Here is a 25,230-nt window from a genome sequence, read left to right as displayed (position 1 = left end):
GACCAACCGTCTGGCCGACCGTCATTGACGTCTGCACCCCGTCATTGGCGCAGTCCCACGACCTCGGAATTTTCTGAATTGGTCAGCATGTCGGTTCCGCTACCTTGAAGGTCGATTAGTTCGGCTCGCGTTGGCGGGGCGTTGCCTTTGCCGCTGCCGCGTCCCGCGCAGCGGCATCCGCGCGCATATCTTCAACCTCTTCGCGCAGATCGCCAATCGTGCGCACCAGTTCGGTCTCCGTCGCTATCAGCCGCTGGGTCTGTGCGCGCAGAGCCGCTTCGCGCGCCTCTGCGCCCGCATCCTGGCTATTCATTGACCAGAGTGAAATCCCCACAGCCACGACAGAGACAAACACTGCGAGAATTGTTGCGTATAGGGTGTTCCTGGCGATCTTGAGGCCTTGCTTTGCGGCATTAAAGGATTGCTCGGCACTGTAGCTGAAATCAGCCACTGCTGCGGTAGCCGTATCATTTAAAGTTCTCTGCATCTCTGCCGTCGCCGCCGCCAGATCACGCATCTGCTCGATTTGACCGGCAACCTCGCCCAATATCTCATTGGTGTCGTAAATCGGATTGCGCGGAATCTCCGGCATCCTGATCGGTGCAGGCTCTGCCCGAATAGAGCCGAGCACATGTGACAATGATCGGGACGCGCCCATGTTGGCGGAAAGGCCAGGGCCAAGAACCGATTGCATGTGCTCGCTCAGGCCTCCAATCATGCTTTTGAGCCGCGCCTTGTTCGCCGCCAGCTCCGCGCGAATGCCGCGCGCTAAAAACTCTTCGTCGCTCTCTCCCTCGCCCTGCTGAATCGGCACGCTCATCAGGGCAAGATCAAAACCCTTCCCCTTCTCGTTGCGATCCTCGACAAACTCATCCCGATTTTTCTCGATGATGGCCTGCACGATCATGCGTCGCGCATCCGCGTCCAATGCGCTGACCTCTTCCGGCGTCAGTGGCTCATCTTGGCCGGTACGCACCACGGCCAGGATGACTTGGCTTGCCAGTTCGTCTGCTGGCAGATCACCGTCCTGATCCGCTTCGTCAAGATCACGCAATGCGCCAAAGCTCAGACCACGCTGGAACAGCTCGCCGTGCGGCGCGACTTCGCCAATCGACATTTTGGGAATTATAAATTCAGGGAAAGATTTTTTCTCGGATTCCATGCAGTCATGCCCCTATCGCCGATTACTCTGCCCGATTTTGACCAACCGTTCTACTGCGGCCTGCCACGGCGATTACAGCGTTGCAAAACAGGGGTATTTCGCCACAATCAATACATGGAAATCAGCCGCCGCCTTCGCAATCTGCTCATGGAGTACCTATCGGCAAATTCGGTCTTGCGCGAAATCGAAGATGAATTTGAAGCCGCCGGGGTGCCCCTCGGCCCGCCGCCCGAACAAACAGGCCTGTCACAGGGCCAGCGACGCCAGCTTGTCCAATCCTATTACAACGGCCTCGATTTCACGGCTCCCGCCGACATTCGTAAGTTCCTCACCGTCCTTGCCGTGTTCATGGGCAACCTCGAACGCCAGATCGGCCAGACCTATCCGTGGAGCAGCACCGACGACACCTATCCGCGCCAGCAGCTCGACAAGTTTCAGCAGCAACTTGCGCGCGACGGCTACGAATATCGAGCAGGCACCATCGTGCCTGTGACCGCCGCCGCACGGCTCGCTGACGCCAAGGCGATCGCCGAGCAGTTCGATGCTGCCCACATCACCGACCAGATCAAGCGCATCGAAGCCTCAATTGACGCCGATCCGGCACTGGCAATCGGCACTGCCAAGGAGCTGGTCGAAAGCTGTTTCAAGACGATTCTGCGCGAGCGCAACATCGCGTATGACAAGGAAGACCTTCCCCAGCTTGGTAAAAAGGCTTTCGCATCGCTTAAGCTTCTACCAGATGACGTGCCAGATGCGGCCAAGGGCGCAAAGACAATCAGGGTCTTGCTCAGCAATTTGGCGACGGTCGTTCAAGGATTGGCTGAAGTGCGCAGTCTCTATGGCACTGGCCATGGTCGAGATGGTAAAGCACGCGGTGTCAGTTCACGGCACGCGAGACTTGCAGTCGGAGCCGCAAGCGCGCTTGTGACCTTTGCTCTCCAGACTCACTTGGAAACCTCCAAAGACAACGAAAGCAATTAACCCAACGTCTCTGCTGCGTACTCGAAAGCCATCTTCAACAGGTTTGAAAACGCGCAAACTACGCCCATCCCTGTTTTTCTGCGCCCCACTACTACGACGCTAAATCATTGTTGAATCTTCGCCTTTTCTGCCTCTCTTAATCGTCCCCGTCGAGCAGGACTATCTTGTCCTGCTCCCAAGGCGGGGAATCCGATGGGCGTTGAGCCAGTCAAAATCGAGGCACGTTCACGCGGCGCACGCATGCTGCGCACCGCGATGGGTGCGTCGATCGCGACCTGGCTTGCCGACCCGCAGGTTATCGAGATCATGCTCAATCCTGATGGGCGGCTCTGGGTCGATCGGTTGGGCTTGGGCCTGTCCGATACCGGGGTACAGCTCACCGCAGCCGATGGTGAGCGCATCATCCGGCTCGTGGCCCATCATGTCGGTGCCGAAGTTCACGGCGATGCGCCCCGTGTGTCTGCGGAGCTGCCGGAAAGCGGGGAAAGGTTCGAAGGACTGCTGCCACCGGTGGTGGCTGCTCCCACATTTGCCATTCGCAAGCCTGCTGTGGCGGTGTTTCTGCTGGAAGATTATGTCAATGCCGGGATCATGTCCGGACCCGAAGCAGACCTGCTTCGGTCCGGCGTGTCAGACCGGCTGAACATCCTGGTCGCCGGAGGCACTGGCACCGGCAAGACGACGCTGACCAACGCGCTGCTCGCAGAGGTCGCCAAGACCACCGATCGGGTCGTGCTGATCGAAGACACCCGCGAGCTGCAATGCTGCGCGCCCAATCTTGTCGCGATGCGAACCAAGGACGGGGTGGCCTCCCTCTCCGACCTCGTGCGCTCCAGTCTTCGGCTTCGCCCTGACCGGATCCCGATTGGCGAAGTGCGCGGCGCCGAGGCGCTCGATCTGCTCAAAGCCTGGGGCACTGGTCACCCAGGCGGGATCGGAACGATCCATGCCGGAAGCGCCATGGGCGCACTTCGGCGGATGGAGCAATTAATCCAGGAAGCGGTCGTCACCGTTCCGCGCGCGCTGATTGCCGAGACTATCAACCTCGTTGCCGTGCTGGTGCGCGAGGGCACGGGACGACGTCTCGCTGAACTGGCCCGCGTCGACGGGCTCGACCCTGTCACCGGCGATTATCGACTGATCCCCGCCACCCAAACTCAAGGAGACCTCCTATGACCCGTGCCCTCCGGCGTGGCACCACTCGTGCTTCGCTCGCCGCTGCCGCAGCATTTGTTGCGGTGACCACTTCCACCCCGGCCCTTGCTGGTGGATCGTCGATGCCGTGGGAAGCACCACTGCAATCGATCCTTGAAAGCATCGAAGGGCCGGTCGCCAAGATTGTCGCGGTGATCATCATCATCGTCACCGGCCTCAGCCTGGCGTTCGGCGATACGTCCGGCGGCTTTCGCCGGCTGATCCAGATCGTTTTCGGCCTCTCGATCGCCTTTGCCGCATCGAGCTTCTTCCTCAGCTTCTTCAGCTTTGGCGGCGGGGCGCTCATCTGATGCCACCGGCTGACGATATCTTGGGTTTCTACGCGCCGGTCCACCGCGCGCTGGCAGAGCCGATTCTGCTCGGCGGTGCCCCTCGTGCTCTGGCAATCGTCAATGGTACGTTGGCGGGCGCGATTGGCCTCGGCTTACGTCTGTGGATCGCGGGCCTCGCGATATGGGCAATCGGACACGCACTCGCTGTCTGGGCGGCCCGGCGTGATCCCCAGTTCGTCGATGTCGCGCGCCGTCACCTCAAATATCCGACGTGGGTGCGGCCATGATGTCGCTCCGCGAATACCGCGCCAAATCCGCCAGTCTGGCCGACTTCCTCCCCTGGGTCGCACTGGTGGGGCCGGGCGTGGTGCTCAACAAGGATGGATCGTTTCAGCGCACGGCGCGCTTTCGCGGTCCGGATCTCGACAGCGCCACGCCCGCTGAGCTGGTAGCCGTGACATCACGCCTCAATAATGCCCTAAGGCGACTGGGCTCGGGATGGGCCGTGTTCGTCGAAGCGCAGCGTATCCCCGCACAGGCTTACCCGCACAGCAATTTCCCCGATCCCGTTTCGGCACTGGTCGACATGGAACGTCGTGAGCAGTTTCGCGAAGAGGGAGCGCACTTCGAGAGCGGCTACTACCTCACCCTGCTGTGGATGCCGCCACCGGAGGATGCGGCCCGTGCCGAAAGCTGGCTCTACGAGGGCAAGGCGGCGACGGGTGTCGACCCAAACGAGCTGGTTAAGTCCTTCGTCGATCGGACGAACCGCGTACTGCACCTTGTCGAGGGCTTCATGCCCGATGCCGGCTGGCTCGATGATCGCGCGACGCTGACCTATCTTCACAGCACTGTTTCCACCAAAATCCAGCATGTCCGCGTTCCCGAAACGCCCGTCTATCTCGACGCCTTGCTGACCGACGAGCCGCTGACCGGCGGTCTCGAACCAAAGCTGGGGCAAGCCCATCTGCGCACGCTCACCATTACCGGCTTCCCGACCGCAACATTTCCCGGACTGCTCGACGAACTCAACCGGCAGGCATTTCCATACCGGTGGTCGACCCGTGCGATCATGCTCGACAAGACCGATGCAACCAAGCTGCTGGCAAAAATCCGCCGCCAATGGTTCGCCAAGCGCAAATCGGTCGCCGCCATTCTCAAGGAGGTGATGACCAACGAGCAATCGGTACTCATGGATTCGGACGCTTCGAACAAAGCTGCCGACGCTGACATGGCGCTTCAGGAACTCGGCGCCGACCATGCCGGCATTGCCTACGTTACGGCAACGGTCACCGTTTGGGACCGCGATCCGGCGCTTGCTGCCGAGAAGCTTCGCCTGGTCGAGAAGGTCATCCAGGGCCGCGATTTTACCTGCACGATCGAGGGCATGAACGCGATCGAGGCGTGGCTGGGATCGCTCCCCGGCCATGTCTACGCCAATGTCCGCCAGCCCCCCATTTCCACGCTCAATCTCGCCCACCTGATCCCCCTGTCAGCGGTATGGGCGGGAGCGGAACGGGACGAGCATTTCGGTGACGCCCCCTTGCTTTACGGCAAGACCGAAGGCTCGACCCCGTTCCGCCTTTCCCTTCATGTCGGCGATGTCGGCCACAGCCTGATTGTTGGCCCGACAGGGGCCGGGAAATCGGTGCTGCTTGCGCTGATGGCGCTGCAATTCCGGCGCTACCCCGGCTCGCAAATCTTCGTCTTCGACTTCGGCGGTTCCATCCGGGCCGCAGCACTTGGAATGGGCGGCGATTGGCAGGACCTGGGCGGTGCCCTCAGCGCAGATGAGGATGACAACACGGCCGTCGCGCTTCAACCGCTCGCCCGCATCGACAATCCGGGTGAGCGCGCCTGGGCCGCGGAATGGCTGGCAGCGATGTTCGCGGGCGAAGGCGTGCATGTTGACCCGGCGGCAAAGGAGCATCTCTGGTCGGCGCTGACGTCACTTGCGTCCGCCCCGCCGCCCGAACGCACCCTGACCGGACTAGCCGTACTGCTGCAATCGCAGGAGCTGAAACAGGCGCTGTCGCCCTACCTCGTCGGAGGCCCCTGGGGCAGGCTGCTTGATGCCGAGCAGGAACGTCTTGGTGAGGCCCCGGTCCAGGCATTCGAGACCGAGGGTCTAATCGGCGCGTCGTCGGCTGCGGCTGTTCTCGCCTATCTGTTTCACCGGATCGAAGGTCGGCTCGACGGCTCGCCAACCATGATCATCATCGATGAGGGCTGGCTGGTGCTCGATAGCCCGGCCTTTGCCGCACAACTGCGCGAATGGCTGAAGACGCTGCGCAAGAAGAATGCCAGCGTCATCTTCGCCACGCAAAGCCTTGCCGACATCGAGACCTCGGCTATCGCGCCGGCCATCATCGAGAGCTGCCCGACGCGGATATTTCTGCCTAACGAGCGGGCCGCCGAACCCCAGATTGCCAAGGTGTATGAGCGCTTTGGACTGAATGACCGGCAAATCGAGATCCTGAGCCGGGCCACGCCGAAGCGCGATTATTACTGCCAGTCACGGCGCGGCAATCGCCTGTTCGAACTTGGCCTTGGCGAGGTCGCACTCGCCTTCAGCGCGGCATCCTCCAAATCCGACCAGCTCCGCATTGCCGAACTTGTCGCTGCCCATGGCCGCGACGGTTTTGCCGCGGCCTGGCTCCGGCATCGCAGCCTCGCATGGGCGGCCGAACTGCTTCCTCCCCCGCCGCCCGCACTCAACGGAAAGGAAATCCTCCCATGAAAATTCCCGTCCTCCGCCGCACCCTCATGGCGACGGCAATCGCCACCTCGCTGGTGGCAGGCACCATGATCGCCGCGCCAGCGCAGGCCCAGCTCGGCGGGATTGTCTATGATCCCAGCAACTACGCGCAAAACGTGCTGACCGCCGCCCGGACGCTGCAGCAGATCAACAACCAGATCCAGCAGATCCAGAATCAGGCGACCAGCTTGATCAACGAAGCGCGCAATCTCGCCAGCTTGCCGGTGTCGACGATCCAGACGCTCCAGCAACAGGTCGATCAGACACGGCAGTTGCTCAACCAGGCGCAGCGGATCGCCTACGATGTAAACGACGTCCAGCAGGTGTTCAACGGTCGCTACAAGGGCGCAGCCCTGTCAGCGGGGCAGGCTCAGATGGTCGCCAATGCCGATGCCCGCTGGCAGGACAGCGTCGGCGCGTTTGAAGATGCCATGAAGGTTCAGGCCGGGATCGTTGGCAATCTCGGCGCGACCCGCAGCACCATCACGACGCTTGTTGGTGCCAGCCAGTCGGCAACAGGCGCTCTTCAGGCAGCACAGGCGGGAAATCAGCTGCTCGCGTTGCAGACCCAGCAGCTTGCCGATCTGACAGCGGTCATCGCGGCGCAGGGCCGCGCACAGGCACTGGAAGCTGCCCGCAGTGCAGCGACTGAGGCTGACGGACGCGAGCGCTTCCGCCGCTTCCGGACCCGCAACTGACATGAGCCGGTCGGTCAAGTTGGCGGCGGCCGCAGCACTTGGCGGGCTCCTCATGGCGATCGCGATTGCTTCGGCAACGCGGTCGCCAGTGGTGCCAACGACGACCATCCTTGTCGCTGACGAGGCAACGTCTCCCGACCCTCATGCCGCCGAACTCAGGCGCTGTCGGACAATCACCATGCCGGAATCTGGGTGCGACGCCGTCTGGGATGCCGAACGCCAGCGATTTTTCCATGGAAGGGATGGTCACCGATGAATGACACCGGCGTGATCGACCAGTTCCTGGCGGTCTTCATCCAATATATCGACAGTGGCTTTGGCCTGCTGGGCGGCGAGGTGGGGTTCCTGTCATCGACCCTGATCGTGATCGACGTCACCCTGGCGGCCTTGTTCTGGGCTTGGGGCACGGACGAGGATGTCCTGCAGCGTCTGATCAAGAAGACGCTCTATATCGGCACTTTCGCATTCATCATCGGCAACTTCTCGAACCTCGCCGGGATCATGCTCCAGAGCTTTGCCGGTCTCGGCCTCCAGGCCAGCGGCAGCGGCATGGCGATTGGCGATTTCATGCGCCCCGGTGTCGTCGCCGCCACCGGGCTTGATGCCGGACAGCCTCTGATCGATGCGACCGCAGACCTCGTCGGACCGGTAGGGCTCTTCACAAACTTCGTGCAGATCCTCATCCTGCTGATTGCCTGGGTGATCGTCGTAATCGCCTTCTTCGTGCTGGCAATCCAGGTCTTCGTCACGATCATCGAGTTCAAGCTGGTCACGCTTGCAGGCTTCGTCCTGCTACCGTTTGCCTTCTTTGGACGCACCGCCTTCATGGCAGAGCGCGTTCTTGGGCATATCATTTCGTCGGGGATCAAGGTCCTCGTGCTGGCCGTCATCACCGGCATCGGCACCACTCTTTTTTCGCAGTTCATCAACGCCGGGCTTGGCGCCGAACCTGACATCCAGCAGGTCATGGCCATTGCTCTGGCTGCATTGACACTGCTCGGCCTCGGCATTTTTGGTCCCAGCATCGCTAACGGCATCGTTGCCGGTGGCCCGCAGCTCGGCGCAGGCGCGGTGGCAGGAACGGCGATTGCTGCAGGTGCTACATTGGCTGGTGGTATCGCGGGCGCCAAGCTTGCTGCGGGTGCCGCCGGATCGGCCATGGCAGGAGCTGCCACTGGAGGCGCTCGCGCCGCGGGTGGTGCCTCGCGCGCCTACGCAGCAGGCGCCGCCGGCAAGACTGGCGGGGCCGCAGCGGCATCGGGTTTTGCCAACGTCGCGAAATCGGCCGCCGACGCTGCAACCTCGCCGCTCAAGCGCGCAGCCAATAGCCTCAAGGCCAACTATGCCTCGGCGAAGGCTGACGCCCCCAAAGACGGAACAGCGACGCCTGACGGTCCACCGGCTTGGGCAACAGCAATGCGGCGCCGGCAGACCATGGGCCAAGGCGCCTCCATTGCCACGCACACGCTGAAGGGCGGCGACAGCCATGGCAGCGGCTCAGGCCCCGACATCACCGACAAGAGCTGAAATCATCCACGAGGACATCACCATGTTTCGACGTCCATCCATCCGCTACGGGGCAAGTCCCGAACCCGTCACTCCCTATCAGCGCGCAGCGCAGGTGTGGGACGATCGTATTGGCTCCGCACGCGTCCAGGCGAAAAACTGGCGCCTGGCATTCTTTGGCTGCCTTGCGCTTTCGGGTGGACTTGCGGGAAGTCTGGTCTGGCAATCCGCACGCGGCACAATCACCCCATGGGTGGTCGAAGTCGACAAGTTGGGACAGGCTCAGGCCATTGCTCCGGCAGACGCCGATTTTCGTCCAACTGATCCTCAAATGGCTTTTCACCTCGCCCGTTTCATCGAGCAGGTGCGCTCCATTCCGGCCGATCCCATTGTGTTGCGGCAGGACTGGCTCAGAGCCTACGACTTCACCACTGACCGCGGCGCACAGGCGCTCAACGACTATGCGCGTGGCAACGATCCTTTCGCCCAAGTCGGCAAGGTGCAGGTCGCAGTGGATGTCTCAAGCGTCATCCGTGCCTCGAACGACAGCTTCCGCGTCGCATGGACCGAGAGGCGCTATCAAGACGGGGCGCTGATCGAAACCACACGTTGGTCCGCCATTCTAACCACGGTCGTGCAGCCGCCACGAACACCTGACGCGCTGCGCAAGAATCCGCTCGGCCTGTTTGTCAACGCCATCAACTGGTCAAAGGAGCTTAGCCAATGATCCCCCATTCACGCGCGCTGCACCTGTCGCTTCTGTTGTCGGTAACCGCTCTCGGAAACATCCCTGTCCCTGTCATTGCCAGCGGGGCACCCGTTCGGGCTTTTGCGCAGACGCCGCCGCCCACTGCCGAACCTGCAGACCCGCGAACACGTATCGGTCGCGCAAACGCTGCGGCGCGCGTGCAGCCGGAGCGGACAAGCTATTTCAATGCGATCCAGCAATATGCCTATGCTGAAGGCGCGCTGTTCCAGATCTACACCTCACCGGGGCATGTCACGAATATCATGCTTCAAGAAGGCGAGGAGCTTGTGGGGCCGGGGCCGGTAGCATCGGGCGATACAGTCCGCTGGATCATCGGAGATACAGTGAGCGGCACCGGCCTTACGCGCCGCGTCCACATTTTGGTGAAGCCAACGCGGGCCGATATCAGCACCAATCTGGTCATCAACACCAATCGTCGTACCTATCACCTCGAACTGAGCGCCACGACGTCCACCTATATGGCAGCCGTCTCCTGGACCTATCCGCAGGATGCCTTCATTGCTCTGCGCAGCGCTGAGGCCGAAGCCGAACGCAGCGCCCCGGTTGCGGCAGGAATCGACTTTTCAGCGCTTAGCTTTGACTACCGCATGTCTGGTGACCGGCCGCAATGGCGACCATTGCGGGTCTTTGATGACGGACGCCAGGTCTTCATCGAGTTCCCCGCGAGCATCGCCAACGGTGATATGCCACCCCTCTTCGTAATCGGCGCAGACGGTTCGGCGGAACTCGTCAACTATCGGGTGCGAGGGCGCTACATGGTCGTAGACCGGCTATTCGATAAAGCCGAGCTGCGGCTCGGTGCCGGCCGCAACGCACGTCAGGTTCGCATCGTACGCGAAATTCCCCGCAGCAGGGGACGGGCATGATCACATCCTCCCAGGTTCATCATCAGCCATCTGCCGACGAGCTGCTCAAGGATTTGCATGAAAAGCCGGAAGCAGAAGCCCCAATGGCGCCGACCAGCCCCGACGGCTTTCGCCTTGGCGGAGAGCCGCCACGCGTAATGCGGCTATCGCGAAAGGCTCTTGCCACGCTCGGCGTGGCTGCCAGCGTCGCCATTGGCGGTTCGCTCATCTATGCCCTTCAGCCCAAGTCGCCTGTACCGCCAGAAAACCTCTTCGATACGAACAGCCGGAACCGCGCTGAACAGGTGACCGGCGCGCCAGCCAACTATAGCGATGTCCCCAAACTAGGGCCTCCGCTACCAGGTGATCTGGGAAGGCCAATCGTCGCTGCACAACAGGGTGGTCAAAATGTCCCGATTCCCCCAATCGGACCGCCAGCCAATGACACACCAACGTCCGATCCAAGGCAGATAGCTGCGGAGCAAGCGCGGGAACGGGCCGCGCAGGAGCGCGACAGCGCGCGCACGAGTCAGCTGTTTCTGGCAGGGGGCACACGGGCGAACGAGAATCGAGCCGATGCGGCGCCTAACGCAATACCTGCGATTGCCAATTCCGCCGGTGAGGCGGCTCAGGCCGCTCCTGCCTCACCGTCGACCAGTCGCCGTTCATTTCTGGAGCGAAGGGCGGATCGTGGGACAGAGAGCCCCGAGCGCATTATGCGGCTTGGGTCTCCCAATGTCGTGCAGGCAGGAAGCATCATTCCCGCCGCGTTGATCACGGGAATTCGCTCGGATCTTCCTGGCCAGATCACGGCGCAGGTCACGCAGAATGTCTACGACAGTCCCACCGGACGCATCCTGCTGATTCCGCAAGGGGCGCGTCTGATCGGCGAGTACGACAGCGACGTCGCGTCCGGGCAAAACCGCGTACTGCTGGCCTGGGACAGGCTCATCCTCCCGGGTGGGCACTCGATCCTGCTCGACCGGCTTCCCGGTGCAGATGTCGCAGGTATGGCCGGCCTTCAGGATCGCACCAACTTCCACTGGGGCAACATGCTTAAGGCTGCCCTGATCTCAACGCTGCTCGGCGCGGGCACGGAACTGGTCGCCAGTGATGAGAGCGATCTTGTCCGGGCACTGCGCTATGGCACACAGGATACCGTCAACCAGACGGGGCGGCAGGTGGTGCAGCGGCAGCTCAATGTTCCACCCACCCTTACCGTGCGTCCGGGGTTTGCTCTCCGGATCATTGTCACGCGTGACCTGATCCTTGAGCCCTTTCAGACAGGAGAAGCGCGATGACCCGGCTCAAACTGACCGATCTTGCCGACGAAAAGCCTGTACGCCTGACACTCGAGCTGCCAGCGCGGCTACATCGGGATCTTACCGCCTATGCCCTTGCGGTGAACGGGGGAGATCCCAAGGGGGCGCCCACGGTCGAAAGGCTTGTCCCGCCCATGCTGGAGCGGTTCATTGCCACCGACCGGGGCTTCTCCAAAGGGCGTCGAAATTCTCAGGCGGGGTAGCGCTCGTTGATGAGCGTGAAGAAGCGTTGCAGCGCGGGATTTTCATTGTCCTCGCGCCAGTAGACCGAAAACTCCAGGCGGGCCGTTCCACCTTGATCATGTATTTCCCGGAAATTGAGCCCGGGCCATGTCACGCCCTGTGAAGCTTCGGTCGCGATCGTGATGAAACGCCCGACCGACACGATGCTGAGGACGCTTTCCAGGCTTGTATCCTGGACAATGATATTGGGGCGGTAGCCTTGCTCGGTCAGGCGCGCGGCCAGCAGGTTTGAAATGATAGGGCCAACCCCACTGCCGGGGACGACAAACACTTCGCGCCGCAGGTCAGACCAATAGATGCGTTCGTTCTGCAACAAGCGATGACCGTCGAGCAGAGTCACCATCAGACGATCCGACCAGACCCGTCGCGACCGTATCCCGGCCTCTTCCATACCTGTCGGAGCCACCGCGACATCGATCGTCCGGGCTTGCAAGCGATGGAGCAGGCGCTCGGGACCCGCTTCGACGCCATCGAATTGAACGTCGGGAAACCGCACCAGGTAATCCGAGAAGGTGTGCTTGAGGTTTCCGGCCATCAGGGACGAACTGTAGCCAACCGCGAGCCGACCTTGTTCGCCGTAACTGACCGCCCGCGCCGTGGTTTGCAGATTGTCGATATCGGTGATGATACGCCGGGCGGATTCGATGAATACCTTGCCCATTTCGGTCGGCTCAGCGCCGCGCGTAGACCGAGTGAAGAGCTTGATCCCCAGCTGATCCTCAAGCTGCGTTACCCGTTGGCTGAGCGTCGCCTGTCGCATGTTGAGCGCCGCCGCAGCCCGGGACAAACTGCTCATGTCTGCCGTCAGCACTGCGTAGCGCAGCTGCCGAACCTCGATCGTCATGCATCCGCCCCCAAACTCGGTCCCTTATGCCAATTGAGCCAAGTTCAGCATTCGAGTTCAATGAAAAAATTCGCCATTAGCAATGTAGTGCATTGAAACGAGGACTTAAGCACAGATTTTACAGTTCAGAGAGCTGCCCAGATATCTCTCCAATTTGGAGAAGTATCTGGGCCACACTGTAAGAAATTCGAGCTTGCGTCACTCGACAGATTTTTCCGCGAAGCCAAGGGTATTGGCATTTTCGATGAGTGTGCGAACCTTGGCCCGATCGAGGCCGGCGGGCACTTCTGCTTCAATCTCGAGCCGCAGAGTCACCTTGCTGCCTTGGAGCGTCGTTAATTGCTCGACTATGGCTTCGACGATCTGGTGCATGTCACGGGCGGGGCGATCTGGTGAGATCATGACCGTGCCACTGAACCGGGTCGGATTGCGCTCGACAGGCGGGGTCGGTTCCTGACCCGGCGTCTGACTCCCCGGTTCGGCGGGGTTGCCGGTCTCCGGTGTTCCCGGTTGGGGTTCGGTGGGTTGCGAAGGTGCCGGTCGGTGCGCTTCAGCAACTTCAGGCCTGATGATGACGCTATCGCCGTCGATGACGATCATCGCATTGCTGGCGTGATCAATCGCCAGACCAAGATACCTGCCTGTCGATTCTTCCCAACGCTCCGCATAAGCAAATGGCCCAGGCAGCATCCCACTCACTGCGGACTGCACAGACCTGATCAGCACGTCCTGATTCTTGAGACGGGGCAGGTAGATGTAGCGGTTGAGGTATTCGCGCAGATCCCGCAGTTGCAGGTGGGGCCGGTCGTTCCAGATGTATTTCTGCAGGTCCCTATCAAGCCGCGTCGGGCCGAGTTCGGTCAACAGCCCTTCTTCGCCGATCAGCTTCTTGCTGGCGCGAGCAAGCAATCCGTCTTGGGCGGGGATCTTTCCGGAGACCCATTCAAGGTCTGCCTGCGCACTTTCCTGCGCCGGATAGTGAAGGTAACACCACGCTTCCTTGAGCCGCGTCTTCACCGTTTCGTTGGCTTCGGCGAGCTTTGCCTTGGCCAGAGCGCTATCGCTCTGTGTGAGGTTGAGGCGGTCCGTATCTCGGACGATTTCATTCCAGGCGAGTGATGCGCGAACAGCGTCCTTGAGGTTGTCGAGCTGCTTTGCATCGGCTGCGATGAATACCAGCATATTCCGGTACACGCGCGGCGTGCTGCCGCGCTGCATCAGGATTTCCTTGGCTTCAACCAACGCTTCCGAGCCTTCCCGGCCATTATGCGGATGCGCTACACCCAAGACCACCGCCCGGACTCCACCGGCCTCATCCGGCACCTCGGCCGACCCTGCCGGTGCAACCTGCACGGCGTCGAAATGTCCTCGATCGGGCAGCGCATTGACGTACTTGGTCAGCTCTGCGTCGATCGTCACATCGACCAATGCTGCTTCGATCTGAGCCGCTCGGTCCGTCGCAATGCGATTCAGACTGGCCGCCATCGAATACCAGTAGCGCCCGAGGTCCGAGTGCATGAACTTGGCCTGATTGGTCAGGCGCCGCAATGCGTCGCCAAAAATGGCTGGCCGCTCGCCCGGCTGAACGACGCCGAGGTTGATCTGCTTGTCGTCGAGACCCGTGTTCTGTTGCTGGTGAGTAGGTGCCGTGCCCATGAAGATGGCGCGGGCGACACGGCGGGTTGCCGAGTAGCGGTTGAGGTTAGGCGCAGATTGGTCGATCTTGTATGGGGTCGAAGCGGTGCCATCGACGTCGCCAGCAATGATCGATTGCCAGCTGACATCAAGATAATGCAGCAGTTCGGGTTCCACGCGCGGCGAATTGATGGCGACACTGCCCGGCATGATCATGACCGATGGATCGCCGCTCATCCACAATTCGTGAATGGCCTGGGCCATCAATCGGAGCACACCGCGGGTACGCTGGAATTTTTCAAGCGATCCCCAGCAGGTATAGAGCTGATCGAACAGTTCGGGGTGGATCGGGTATGCCTTCTCCAGCTTGCGCCGATAATCTTCATCGGCGCAGCCCTGCGGAAAATCATTGGCGTTCTCGCGGTAGAGCTTCGCAAACTGCTTCAACGTGTTGTCACGATGGTGGAAGCGGTCGCCGGGGATTTCCTTGAACAGGCGCCGACGTACGATCTCGTAGCTCTCCTCCTGGCTGGCCGGTCGCCATGAGGATTCGACGCGGCTGAACGTCTGTTTGAGACGAGCCAAGGCCTCCTGGCCGCCTTCGCCGCCGACCTCAATCTGCGACGCCGGCAAGGACGCCACCAGCAGCGTGCCGGGGCTGGCCTTCACCGCCTCGGTCAGCGCCTGGACGAACGACAGATTTGCATCGAAGGACCCGGATGGCAGCCCCTCGACCTTGTAGATCTGGCGCAAGTAGGCGACCCATTCGTCGATCAGGATGAGGCATGGGGCGCACTTCTTGAAGATCGCTTCAAGAAGGTTCGAGCCGGGTGCGATCCCGGTCGCGTCATTCTCCGCGACCATGTCGAAGGCGTCGGCACCTCCCAGCTGCCAGGCAAGATCGCCCCAGGTGGTCCTGATCTTCCGGCCGCCATCAGCATTGAGCACGTCCTGCGGGCCACGCGACGTGCCAACGAGGACAGCCCGGTTGATGCCACTGGGCACCGTCAGACCGTTGGTCTCAAGCAGCTGGTCGAGGCCAGACAGGTCCTGCACCGGTGTCGTGCCAGCCATGTGGTAGAGCGCCAGCATCGAGTGGGTCTTGCCGCCGCCGAAGTTGGTTTGCAGTTCAACCACCGGGTCGCCGCCGGTTCCGGACAAGCGCTTGGCTGCGCCGACCAGAAGAGTGCTCAATCCCTCTGTCAGGTAGGTGCGGCTGAAGAACTGCTTCGGATCGCGATACTCTGCGGGAGCGCTGCCCGAATGGACCTTGGCGAGATCTGCGGCGAACTCCGCCTGCTGGAACTCGCCGGTCGCCACATCCTGGTGCGGCTCGACGACTTCACGCCACGGTTTGAGACCGGCGACCGTTTCGACCGAAATCTCCAGCCGCTGGGTCTTTCGCCGCTCCTCGTTGCGCTGAAGCTCGGTGAACTTGGTGCGCAGAATTGTGTCACGCATCCGACTGAGCTGCTCAGCCGCATCGCCTGCGCTGATCGATTCCATGAGGCGGCGCATGGAGTCGAGGGCGCGGTCGGCATCGTCGTAGGTGAAGGTCTCGTTGTGCGAGAGCTTGTTTCGGACATCGAGCAATTCCGACACGTACGAACGCTCGGGATGCCCCAGCACCGTGGCGAAGGCGTCCTTCCAGAAGGCCATCATCGTCTTGAGAAGACCTTGCTGGTCCCAGCCCACGTCGCCCTTCGAATTGGGGCGCAGCCCTTGAACGCGCTGGACCACTTCCAGCTGCCAATGGCCCTTGATCGAGTTTTCGAGGCGCTTTTCCACGAACGGGATCAACGCAGAAGGCAACAGTTCCATGCCTTCGAACACATACTGGCGGGTGCTTTTTGCCATGGTCGTTCCCTTTAGACGTCGAAGCGCATCTGGCCGTCGCGGCGCGTGTCATGGACAGCGGCTGCCTGCCGGGTAAGCTCGGTCCAATCGGCGATAAGGCCGTTATAGGCCGTCGCTTCCTTGGCATCCTTCCGCTTGTTGGCGCAGATGTCGTAGAGGCAATAGGCCAGATCCTTGATCGCCTCGGCCTGGGCATTCAGCTTCTTGAGAAGCACGGCGGTGTCGTGCGAGATACCGTCCTTCTCGTGCAATCGGACGAGGTGCTGGAGGCACTCCCACACCGTCAGGTGACGGTCCTCCTCCGGATCCCAGTCCTCGTCGAGTTCATCGCGCGTAAGGATGCGAACCTTGCCGGCCGCGCTTTCGACGATCCCGGCATGCTTGACGCTTTCGACGGAAATGCCGCGCGCCCGGGCGAGGTTATCGGCAACACCATAGTCGCCCTTACCATTGCCGTTCTGCTCGAACCATGAAATGGCAAAGCGGGTGTCGGGGTCGAACTCGCCTTGAATGCCGCCGAGATACTCGTCCAACTCGCGGTTGATGAGCTGTAGTGCAGTCTTCACGGCCATCGGACTGTCATCCGACTCCAACACGGCCTGGTAACGCGAGAATACGCCCATACCCGGACCGATGGCCGATTGTGGCATGTCAGCGGGTGCAATGTTCGCAGCCTGCAGCTCGGCAATCGCCGGCGGAAGTTCGCGCTTCAATGCACGAATGAACTCGGCTCGGGTGACGACCTCGGCCGAGGCTTCCTTTTTGCGGCAGACAAGGACGACCGAATTCGCGAGAGCGTTGGTGCCGGACGCAATCATCCGGTTCGCCATTTCAGTACGGATCGGCCAAGTGCCAACGACTGCGTATCCAGCCTCTATTACTGCCTGCAGGAATGTTGCCCAGCCAGTGGAGCTTACACCTTCGTCCTTAATTTCACTCTGCTTGAATGCATAGTAAATAGTAGCAGGAATCCCTTCAATACTCTGAGACGCCATTTTTCTTAAAGCGCTTGTCATTCCAGTGATAAAGAAGTCTTCAGCCCCTTCCCTCCCGCCATGTCGCGACGCAATTGCAACAAGCTCCTCCGCCTTGGGGGTGGAAAGAACTCCGAATATATCAGGCGCGACATCGCGCAATGCTGGCCTTAGCCAGCAATAGAAGAAGTCTGATAATGTTGAATATGCAATGTTGTCATAATATGGTGGGTCTGTACTAATAACTACATCTATTCCGGCAGACGCGTTTTGTGCATCTTGTTGAGATTCTTGTCCAATGGATGCGGGAACGAAGTTTTCGATAACCTTCCATATCCATTCTACGCAAGAAGACCAATTTCCCGTTGATTCTGAGAACGGATTTCCCTCCGCATAATCCCACGTCATTGGGATCCCTTGACGCGCGAAGGTGTTGCGCAAAATGGTCCTGCTAGAGTCCCACGAGCAGATCGTACTACCCCTGTCAGCGAGCCTTCCCAGCGCAAACGAAAGGTAGATGCTCACAGCCTCTGCATATGATTTTGCCAACAAATCCGATTTTCGCAGATCACAAGCGGAGCCCTTCGCGTCTTGCTTAATCTTTTCTCTCAAGTCACTAAATAGGCTGGAGAATGTGAGCAGAGAATTTAGCTGGCGATCGCTGAACAAGTGCCCCCACGTTGTCAAACCATAAGCCGAGCAAACGCCACCAGTGATTTCTGCTCTTGTAGGGGTTTCACCTGATAGGAAGGTGTCTCTGGCAAACTGCAGAGCATCAACGGCTTGGATATTTGTAAGAAGAGCTTGTTGCTGCGGCGGGCAGAATGCTCGCCCGCCTTTGCCCTCAGCAACGATAGCAACAAGGCTCTGGCCAAGCAGGCCAGCTTTCCCCTGCTCTCGTATGTATGCTCGGGTAATCGGGGTTTTCGAAAGAAGACAAATGAAATCTTGAGCCTTACCTGCTTTGGTGCCGAGACGTGCGGTCTCCAGTTCCTTTTCAGTAAAAGGACCCTGTTTTATCGAGAAGTCGATGCTTTTTTCGATCTTATCAATAATCGGTACTGCAATTGCTTCGCGACCGCTGTATGCCGAAAGAAGAAATGAACTCACAAGTGGCACGTGCGCGCCACCAAAAGCTGGATCCGGACTCGCTACTGTTCGGGCCCAAATCCAAGCGATTACTGTCCCTTTCCCACCACCGTGCTCCTTGGGCAGATCAACTTGGGGGTAGAGATGCCCAATGCGCTCCCACGCTTTCTCGCGCATCCACTCGCCATAGTATTTGACGTCTTCCGCCAGCCCTTCAGCGTTACGATAGAACTGCCGGTCCTTCGCACCGGGATGGATCGGCGGCATGTCCTTGAACTTGGGCGGGATCTCGATCATCGCCTTGCCGATCATCACCGCGACCGGATTCAGGTCGGAGCCATAGGCAGGCAGGCCTAGCCGCTGCGCCTCGAGCGGGATCGACCCACCACCCGAGAACGGGTCATATACCGGCGGAAGCTCGCCGCCGCAGCTCTTGCGGATTTCGGCTCGGGCCTCTTCCAGGACTTCTTCATTGGTGGAATTTTCCCACTTCACCAACTTCTCGATGATCGCGAACAGCCGCTTGCGCTCAGCCTCCTGATCCTCGTGGGTGGGAAACTTGTCAGGGTGGCTCGACGGGTCATCCACCAGCTGTGCGAACAGCACCGCGCGACAAGCCGCAAGCGGCCGCCGCGCCCACCAAAGATGCAGCGTGGACGGGTGCCCGTGCCGGATCGACTTCTCCCGCGCCGAAGCTTCGTTGATGGCTTCAAGCGGAATTGCGACTTCGATCAGTTTCTTTTTGTAGGGGGTGGTCAATCGAAGTCTCCAATCAATCGGTAATTCAAGTTCAGCATGCGGGGTTACCCGAGGCGCACACGATAGCGGTAGGGACCAGTTTCATCGATGATGACGCGGTCACCAGCCTTTGCTCGGTTCTGTTTGAAAAAGGCCCCAATCCAACCGCGGGAGCGGAAGAATTTCTTCGATCCATCAAGGTCTGTCTGGACTGGTTCGCCGCCACCCCAATCCACTGTCAGTTCGCGGCTGGCGAGGGCCGCCTTGTTCGAACCGCCGACAGCATCTGCCGGGAACCGGTCAAAGAATGACCGCAGGTAGATATGGTTGTTGGCGATGTTTCCCTCGGTGAGCACGACCTCGCCAATGGTTCTGCCACTGGATGGCGCCGTTGCGGGCGATGAACCTGCCGCAGGCGCTGACGGCCTCGCGGCGGCCTGTGGCATAGGCGTGGTGGCCACCGGTTTGATTTTGGGAGCAGGTTCAGGCTCGCCATCATCCCACTGGACATCGATGTAGAGCTTGCTCCCGCGCTGCCGGATATCGACCTTCACCTGATCGGTCGGCTCATTGCGGGCGGGCGAGGATGTATGGAGCAAATCTGCTTGCTGGCCGGTTGCAGGGAGCTGTTTCGTGAGGCTGGCGATGGCCGCCTCGTCGAGCTCTACCCACGTCACTGCGCCGCTCCTATGCCGGTAGGGCACAGGGCGAGCCAGACGCTGCACGTCAGCAAGCTTCCAGGGTGTGTTCCACTTCGCCACCTCGCCCGACCGGATCATGGACTCCGGAATACGATGGTGCTCAAAGTTCGCGATCATCTGCTCCGGCGTCAGCGGCGCACCAACATCCACCAGTCGGGCCACCCCATGCACGGCGCCGCTGCCCTTGCGGATCAACCCGAACCAGCCCCGATGGGATGCAGCGGACGAACGCATCTCCCAGTCCTTCGTGCCGTTGAGCAAATACTCGATCCACGGATCAGCGACGATCAATGCCTTGGTGATCCTCATGCCACGATCCCGTTGTCGCAAAGCTTGAGCATTTTCTCGTGCACTGACGCCTCGTTAATCGGCCCCAGAAGAATGGCGACCGAGATCAGCTCCTTCGTGTATTTTTGGTCGTGCATCGGGTTCTCTCTTAATCAGGTAGCGCGAGTATCAAGGTGCGATGGTAGCCAGCCGACGAGCACATGCTGATCCTCATCCATCCAGGTGAAATAGAGCCTGAAACAGAAGCGCTCTTCTCTGCTGTTCCCTTTCTTCAGGTGACGGTCGAGCAGAAGGCGGCTTTTCCCCCACCGGACGAGGTAGGTGTCGCCGTGCTCTCCCCAGCCTGCCCCAGCAAAGGACGGTTGCTCATCTAGCCCCAAGCGCGCGCATTCGGCATCGTATGCAGCCTTGGCCTCATCCCCACCGTTGCGGCGCATCGGAACGTAAAAATCCCGCAGCAACAGCAGAGATCGATAAATGAGTTGGACATCTTCGAACTGGGATTTCTTGATCCCCTGAAAAGCCCGGCTGTGCAATTCAACGGAACCAGACAGATGTTCCCGACACCAGCCCTCAAAGTCGTCAAGGTTGTCCGGCAGGTCGATCTGAGGCTGCGAGGATTGGGCCAGACGGTTTTCGAGCAACGCGATCCTGTGTCGCAAAAACACATTGCTTTGCCGTTGCTGCTCAGCCTGTTGCTCGGCTTCCTCGCGCTCTTGGTCCGCAAGAGCGATATAGCTGTCCTGCTCTTCCTTGATCTGCTCAAGCGCTGCGGTCAGGTCACGAATTTCCTGTTCAGCAAGGGCCAGCAAGTCGCGGTCTGACTCGCCCTCAACGCGTGCAGTCTGGCGACGGAGCTCGCCCGCCACTCTCTTTACCTCAAGGAACGGCGGCAGTTGTCGCTGGCTATCCCTGCCACTGACCGTACGGCTCAGCGTCTGATTGATGAGGAAGGATCGGTAGGCTTGCGGACCGCCCGTCCAGTTTGCAATTCTACTGGGAAGGCCCAAGGGATGGGCCGCTGCCTCATCGGTCGAGGGATCGAACCCCGGTCGATAGGTCCGCACCGCCTGTCGATAAACCGACAATGCTTTGCCGACCTGATCCGTTAAACGGTAACTCGCTGCTTGCGAAACGATCGCCACATGAGCAGCGCCCGCAAGACGGCGAGCTACATCCCGCGCTGGAATGATCGTCTCAGACCAGTCATTCGAGTCCTCGGGCAGCGAGAACACGATGACATCACTTCGACGCCCCTTGTTCCATAGCAGCTTGCAGAGTTCATCCGCCTCATTCTCGGTATCAATGAGCATCGGTTCGGCAGAAATGTTGATGCCATCGAGCCATGCGTGGCCAGCTGCGACTACCTCTCGGACGAAGCTTGGCACTGACGCGTCAAACTCCTGGTATGGACCGCGCGATACACACTGAAGGCGAGTTCCGAAGAGAACCCGTCCGTCAGCTTGCGGCGCTAGCGCAATTTCCGTCGTCCAAGTCCGCTGGGGCACACTTTTATCGGCGTCGTCGATCCGAGCAGCCCAATAGCGTGGCGCGTCGATGGAGATGGCTTCAGTCCGCTGCGAGCCTATGTCATCGATAACAAAGGACTTCCCCTCATGTGCATGATTTGGGAGAGGACGCCCCGAGCGCCGCTCCATCCAGCCGAGGACGGATTGCATCAACCCGTTGAAGGCTGATCCGCTACCTTCGGCGTCAATCAGTAATGCACACTGACTGACAGGCTGAATCGCCGGACGAAGCCCTCGATTGGCACCGAAGCGCAGCAAGGATTCACTCATAACCATTTCCCTTGTCAGTCTCATCCAGGCTTCTCAGCGCGCTCCAGCAGGCGCGGAAGGTGGAATTGGATGGCGGTTTCGAGGAACGATGGCTCACGCTCGACGAGCGGGCCGCGAATGTAGCGCGGCTCATGGGCATAGCCGTTGCTAACCGGCACCACCGCCAGGATGAACTTCTCTGGCTCGTGCAGTGATGTTATGATTTCCTGCCGGGTGATCATCACGCTATCCGCGCCATCGATCCGGCCCTTGACCTCGATGAAGCGCAGATGACCCGTGGTTGCATCGTGCGAGGCAATGTCATAGCCGATCTTCTGCATCGAAACGTCGGTCGGCGTGTTACCGAGAGCCCGCTCCGCTGCCATCACCGCCTCCATCGCGGCCAGCTCGATCGCCCGGCGCGCTGCGGGATCTTCCGAGAAATGGTTGCCGATGGGCGCTGCGTTCTGGGCGTCGAGCAGCCCGCGCGGGATCACCACCATGCCGCCACGAACCCGCGGTGGCTGCGATGAAATGAACCGTTCTTTCTCGAGCTGGTCCATCCGCCGCTTCTGGCGCTCAGCCAGATCTTCGGCGCGGCGCTGCGCGTTCTGCCAGTTGAGCCGGGTCTTCTTGCCGGCCTTCTCCTCCTCCTTGAGCTCGAAGGCCCGTGAATCCCAGTAATTGATTTCCTTCTTGAGCCGGGCGCGGACCTCCTGCTCGACCTTGTCGATCTCTGGCAGACGCCGCGCCTTCACCTCAGCAACATGATGCTGCGCCAGTTCGACCGTTGCGAAGCGGATCGCCGTCTTCTCCAGATCAGTCGTTAGCCAGCCTTCATCCAGGTGGCTGCGCACCGCAGCGATTTCGTCAGGCGTGGCCGGGCGCAAGTTCAGGTGCGGTGCAATCCCTGCATTGGTGGCGTTGCCAGCCTTGTCGATCGCGGCAAATTGCAGCTTCTGCGACAGGGTATGCGGTTTGCCGAGGCTGGTCAGCCTGCCATCCTGCACGCTGTGTTCGAGGAGGAAAACAGCGGACAAGGCTTCTCCTGCGTCGGTGTCGTCCACCAGTATCGCGCCCTGGCGCATGATCTGCTCATATTGCTCGCGGACCAGACTGATGACCGCTTCAAGCAGCGGGTGGCCGGGACATACGAACGCCGCCACGGGCTGCTGATTGATCTTGTCCTTCTCGAAACAGATCCGCTCATACTGCTTCTGGATCGGTGCGCCGGTGCCGATCTGGCGATCCCGCTCGCGGATACGGACCGGGACGTGGGTGATTTCCCAGCGCCCCTCTTCGCGCCGCTTGATGCGGCCGCCCAGATGCTGGAACGCCTCGACGAAGAAGCTCTGGATATGGTGCGGCTGCAACCGCAGCGCCTCGGCGCGTTCCATTTCCAGGCGCAGCTCTTCGACCCGCGCTTCCGGCATCGTGTCGTTCGTCAGCGCGCGCCGGCGCAGCAGCTCAAGCAGATGGGTCTGATCGACGGCGCCATCGACCTGCTGGAACAGCCGCGCCTTGACCTCTTCCTGCTCACCATACTGGATCGCCTGGAACAGCAGATCCTTGAGCGCGGTGCCCTCGAACAGTTCGCCCAGCACGTCATAGACGCGTCCGCCCAGCGCTTCTCGTGCCGCCTCCAGCTTTTCAAGGAGGCGCGCATAGACCTCGCCTTCGCGGGTGTCAGCTGCAACCAGATTCCAGAGGTGACAGACCTCGGTCTGGCCGATACGATGGATGCGCCCGAACCGCTGCTCGATCTTGTTGGGGTTCCAAGGCAGGTCGTAATTGACCATGAGATGGCCGCGCTGGAGGTTGACGCCTTCACCCGCCGCATCGTTGGCGATCAGGACCAGCATGTCCTTGTCCTGCATGAACCGCTCGACCACCTTGCGGCGTTCCTCACGCGAGACCCCGCCATGGATCACGTCGACGGCCTCGGCATTGCCAATCCGTGCCCGAACCTTGTCGAGCAGGTAATTGAGCGTGTCCTTGGGCTCGGTGAAAATGATCAGCTTGCGCCGATTGCCAGCCGCATCGACCATCAGATCGTCATCGAGAATCCGGTTGAGCTGACTCCATTTGGTGTCGACGCCCGAGCGCAGGACGCCCAGAGCCATCGATTCCAGACCTTTGAGCGTCTCGACTTCGAGGGCCAGCTGTTCGACCGTCTCCGCGGTCGTAGCGCCAGTCGAGATCAGGTCTTCGAGTTCGTCGATCTCATCCTGACCATATTCGTCGATATTGCCGAGCATGTCGGGATTGACCTTGGGCACGGCGATGTCTGCCCGGCGACCAGCGTTGGCCAGGCGCGCTTCGCCCAGTTCCGTCTCGAGGCGCTCGCGGCGACGCTTCAGGGACTGGTAGATCGCAGCCGGGGATGATGCGAGCCGTCGTTGCAGGATCTGGAGCGCGAAGCCGACATTGTTGCGCTTCTTGCCATCGCCTTCGGCGAAGCGCTGGACCCGGTTCATCTCCGTGCGCACATAGTCGGTGACCGCCGTATATAGTGCAGCCTCGCCCTCGGAGAGTTCATACTTGACCGTGTAGGCCCGGCGCTCCGGGAACAGCGGGCGACCATCAAAGCGCAGCAGCTCTTCCTTGGTCAGTCGCCGCATCATGTCGGCCGTGTCGGCATAATGCACACCGTCGCGGAACCGGCCCTCGAACCGGTCACCATCGAGCAGTGCCATGAACAGCTGAAAATCCTCCTCCTTGCCGTTATGCGGCGTCGCAGACATCAGCAGCAGGTGACGGCAGACCTGACCCAGCTTCTGCCCAACCTGATAGCGTCGGGTGTATTTGACATCGCCGCCGAAGTAGGTTGCCGACATGCGGTGGGCTTCGTCGCAGATGATGAGGTCCCACTCGCGGGCGCTCATCAACTTTTCCTGCAAATCCTCGTTGCGGGCGAGGACATCGAGCCGGACGATAAGCCGATCGCGGTCCGTGAACGGATTGCCCGACCGCGAGGTCTCGATCATGTCCCGGGTCAAAATGTCGAACTCGAGGTTAAACTTCTGACCGAGTTCGTCCTGCCACTGCTCGACCAGACTGCCAGGCGCAACGATCAGGCAGCGCTCAAGATCGCTGCGCGCGATCAACTCCTTGATCAGCAGCCCGGCCATGATCGTCTTGCCAGCCCCGGGATCGTCGGCGAGCAGGAAGCGCAGCGGCTGACGCGGCAGCATCTCGCCATAGACTGCCGAAATCTGGTGCGGCAGCGGGTCGACCATGCTGGTGTGGATGGCAAGATAGGGGTCGAAATAATGCGCCAGCTTGATCCGGTTCGCCTCGGTCACCAGACGCAAAAGCGCACCGTCGGCATCGAACGACCAGGGACGGCCATTCTGCTCTACCTCCAGGCGATGTTCGTCATCCCGGTAGAGGACAGACTCGGCAACGGTTCCGTTATGATCACGGTACACGACATTGATCGCCTGATCGCCGATCCAGTCGACCGAAATGACATGAACGGGCTGGTTCGAGGCAATGCCGCGCACCGATGCACCGTTCTTGATCTCTTCGAGCTTCGCCCCCATCGGCACTACC

The 25,230-nt window shown here is 60.5% G+C and carries 19 protein-coding genes; 12 read left to right on the top strand and 7 right to left on the bottom strand.

Annotated elements, in window-relative coordinates; genetic code table 11:
• Positions 1–115: 115 nt before the first annotated feature.
• Positions 116–1,162, bottom strand: a complete 1,047-nt coding sequence (locus ACX0GZ_RS13715; RefSeq protein WP_458817274.1) for a hypothetical protein — start codon at positions 1,160–1,162, stop codon at positions 116–118.
• A 114-nt stretch (positions 1,163–1,276) separates the two neighbouring features.
• Between ACX0GZ_RS13715 and ACX0GZ_RS13710 the strand changes: the two genes are divergently transcribed.
• The 12 genes from ACX0GZ_RS13710 to ACX0GZ_RS13655 all read left to right on the top strand — a co-directional run bounded on the left by ACX0GZ_RS13710 (position 1,277) and on the right by ACX0GZ_RS13655 (position 11,731).
• A complete protein-coding gene (locus ACX0GZ_RS13710; protein WP_458817272.1) occupies positions 1,277–2,143 on the top strand; it encodes an abortive infection family protein in 867 nt (288 codons plus the stop codon).
• Between the two features lie 240 nt (positions 2,144–2,383).
• On the top strand, positions 2,384–3,319 hold the full coding sequence (trbB, locus tag ACX0GZ_RS13705; protein WP_458817270.1) for a P-type conjugative transfer ATPase TrbB: 936 nt from the start codon (positions 2,384–2,386) through the stop codon (positions 3,317–3,319).
• Positions 3,316–3,648, top strand: coding sequence for a TrbC/VirB2 family type IV secretion system protein (locus ACX0GZ_RS13700; RefSeq protein WP_458817268.1), 333 nt, complete (start codon positions 3,316–3,318; stop codon positions 3,646–3,648). The genes trbB and ACX0GZ_RS13700 overlap by 4 nt, the downstream gene beginning before the upstream one ends.
• Positions 3,648–3,917, top strand: a complete 270-nt coding sequence (locus ACX0GZ_RS13695; RefSeq protein WP_086740054.1) for a VirB3 family type IV secretion system protein — start codon at positions 3,648–3,650, stop codon at positions 3,915–3,917. Before ACX0GZ_RS13700 ends, ACX0GZ_RS13695 begins: the two co-directional genes overlap by 1 nt.
• Positions 3,914–6,370 (top strand): conjugal transfer protein TrbE, encoded by a 2,457-nt coding sequence (gene trbE / locus ACX0GZ_RS13690; RefSeq protein WP_458817266.1) that lies wholly within the window; start codon positions 3,914–3,916, stop codon positions 6,368–6,370. The genes ACX0GZ_RS13695 and trbE overlap by 4 nt, the downstream gene beginning before the upstream one ends.
• Positions 6,367–7,086, top strand: coding sequence for a P-type conjugative transfer protein TrbJ (gene trbJ / locus ACX0GZ_RS13685; RefSeq protein WP_458817264.1), 720 nt, complete (start codon positions 6,367–6,369; stop codon positions 7,084–7,086). The genes trbE and trbJ overlap by 4 nt, the downstream gene beginning before the upstream one ends.
• Position 7,087: 1 nt before the next feature.
• Complete coding sequence (gene trbK-alt, locus ACX0GZ_RS13680) at positions 7,088–7,342, top strand: putative entry exclusion protein TrbK-alt (RefSeq protein WP_084401591.1); 255 nt, start codon at positions 7,088–7,090, stop codon at positions 7,340–7,342.
• Positions 7,339–8,613: a P-type conjugative transfer protein TrbL gene (gene trbL, locus ACX0GZ_RS13675; protein ID WP_458817262.1), complete on the top strand. Its 1,275-nt coding sequence runs from the start codon at positions 7,339–7,341 to the stop codon at positions 8,611–8,613. The genes trbK-alt and trbL overlap by 4 nt, the downstream gene beginning before the upstream one ends.
• Before the next feature lie 22 nt (positions 8,614–8,635).
• Complete coding sequence (trbF, locus tag ACX0GZ_RS13670) at positions 8,636–9,319, top strand: conjugal transfer protein TrbF (protein WP_066690921.1); 684 nt, start codon at positions 8,636–8,638, stop codon at positions 9,317–9,319.
• Positions 9,316–10,227: a P-type conjugative transfer protein TrbG gene (gene trbG, locus ACX0GZ_RS13665; protein ID WP_458817260.1), complete on the top strand. Its 912-nt coding sequence runs from the start codon at positions 9,316–9,318 to the stop codon at positions 10,225–10,227. Before trbF ends, trbG begins: the two co-directional genes overlap by 4 nt.
• An 83-nt stretch (positions 10,228–10,310) precedes the next feature.
• Positions 10,311–11,507, top strand: a complete 1,197-nt coding sequence (locus ACX0GZ_RS13660; RefSeq protein ID WP_458817303.1) for a TraB/TrbI/VirB10 family type IV secretion system protein — start codon at positions 10,311–10,313, stop codon at positions 11,505–11,507.
• On the top strand, positions 11,504–11,731 hold the full coding sequence (locus tag ACX0GZ_RS13655) for a DUF2274 domain-containing protein (RefSeq protein WP_458817258.1): 228 nt from the start codon (positions 11,504–11,506) through the stop codon (positions 11,729–11,731). Before ACX0GZ_RS13660 ends, ACX0GZ_RS13655 begins: the two co-directional genes overlap by 4 nt.
• Here the strand turns inward: ACX0GZ_RS13655 and ACX0GZ_RS13650 are convergent.
• From ACX0GZ_RS13650 to ACX0GZ_RS13625, 6 genes are all read right to left on the bottom strand, one after another.
• On the bottom strand, positions 11,719–12,615 hold the full coding sequence (locus ACX0GZ_RS13650) for a LysR family transcriptional regulator (RefSeq protein ID WP_130002144.1): 897 nt from the start codon (positions 12,613–12,615) through the stop codon (positions 11,719–11,721). The genes ACX0GZ_RS13655 and ACX0GZ_RS13650 overlap by 13 nt on opposite strands.
• Positions 12,616–12,813: 198 nt before the next feature.
• Positions 12,814–16,107, bottom strand: a complete 3,294-nt coding sequence (locus tag ACX0GZ_RS13645) for a DUF499 domain-containing protein (RefSeq protein ID WP_458817255.1) — start codon at positions 16,105–16,107, stop codon at positions 12,814–12,816.
• Between the two features lie 11 nt (positions 16,108–16,118).
• Complete coding sequence (locus ACX0GZ_RS13640) at positions 16,119–18,929, bottom strand: DUF1156 domain-containing protein (protein ID WP_458817253.1); 2,811 nt, start codon at positions 18,927–18,929, stop codon at positions 16,119–16,121.
• A 44-nt stretch (positions 18,930–18,973) separates the two neighbouring features.
• The gene (locus ACX0GZ_RS13635; RefSeq protein ID WP_458817251.1) at positions 18,974–19,918 is read right to left on the bottom strand and encodes a hypothetical protein; all 945 of its coding nucleotides are present in this window, start codon (positions 19,916–19,918) and stop codon (positions 18,974–18,976) included.
• 131 nt (positions 19,919–20,049) lie between these two features.
• Complete coding sequence (locus tag ACX0GZ_RS13630; protein WP_458817249.1) at positions 20,050–21,696, bottom strand: hypothetical protein; 1,647 nt, start codon at positions 21,694–21,696, stop codon at positions 20,050–20,052.
• 20 nt (positions 21,697–21,716) lie between these two features.
• Positions 21,717–25,220, bottom strand: a complete 3,504-nt coding sequence (locus ACX0GZ_RS13625; RefSeq protein ID WP_458817248.1) for a helicase-related protein — start codon at positions 25,218–25,220, stop codon at positions 21,717–21,719.
• Between the last annotated feature and the right edge of the window lie 10 nt (positions 25,221–25,230).

The organism is Sphingomonas aestuarii (assembly GCF_054457155.1).
Note: the sequence above shows the minus strand (reverse complement) of the source record. Positions and strands in the feature narration are given on the sequence as shown.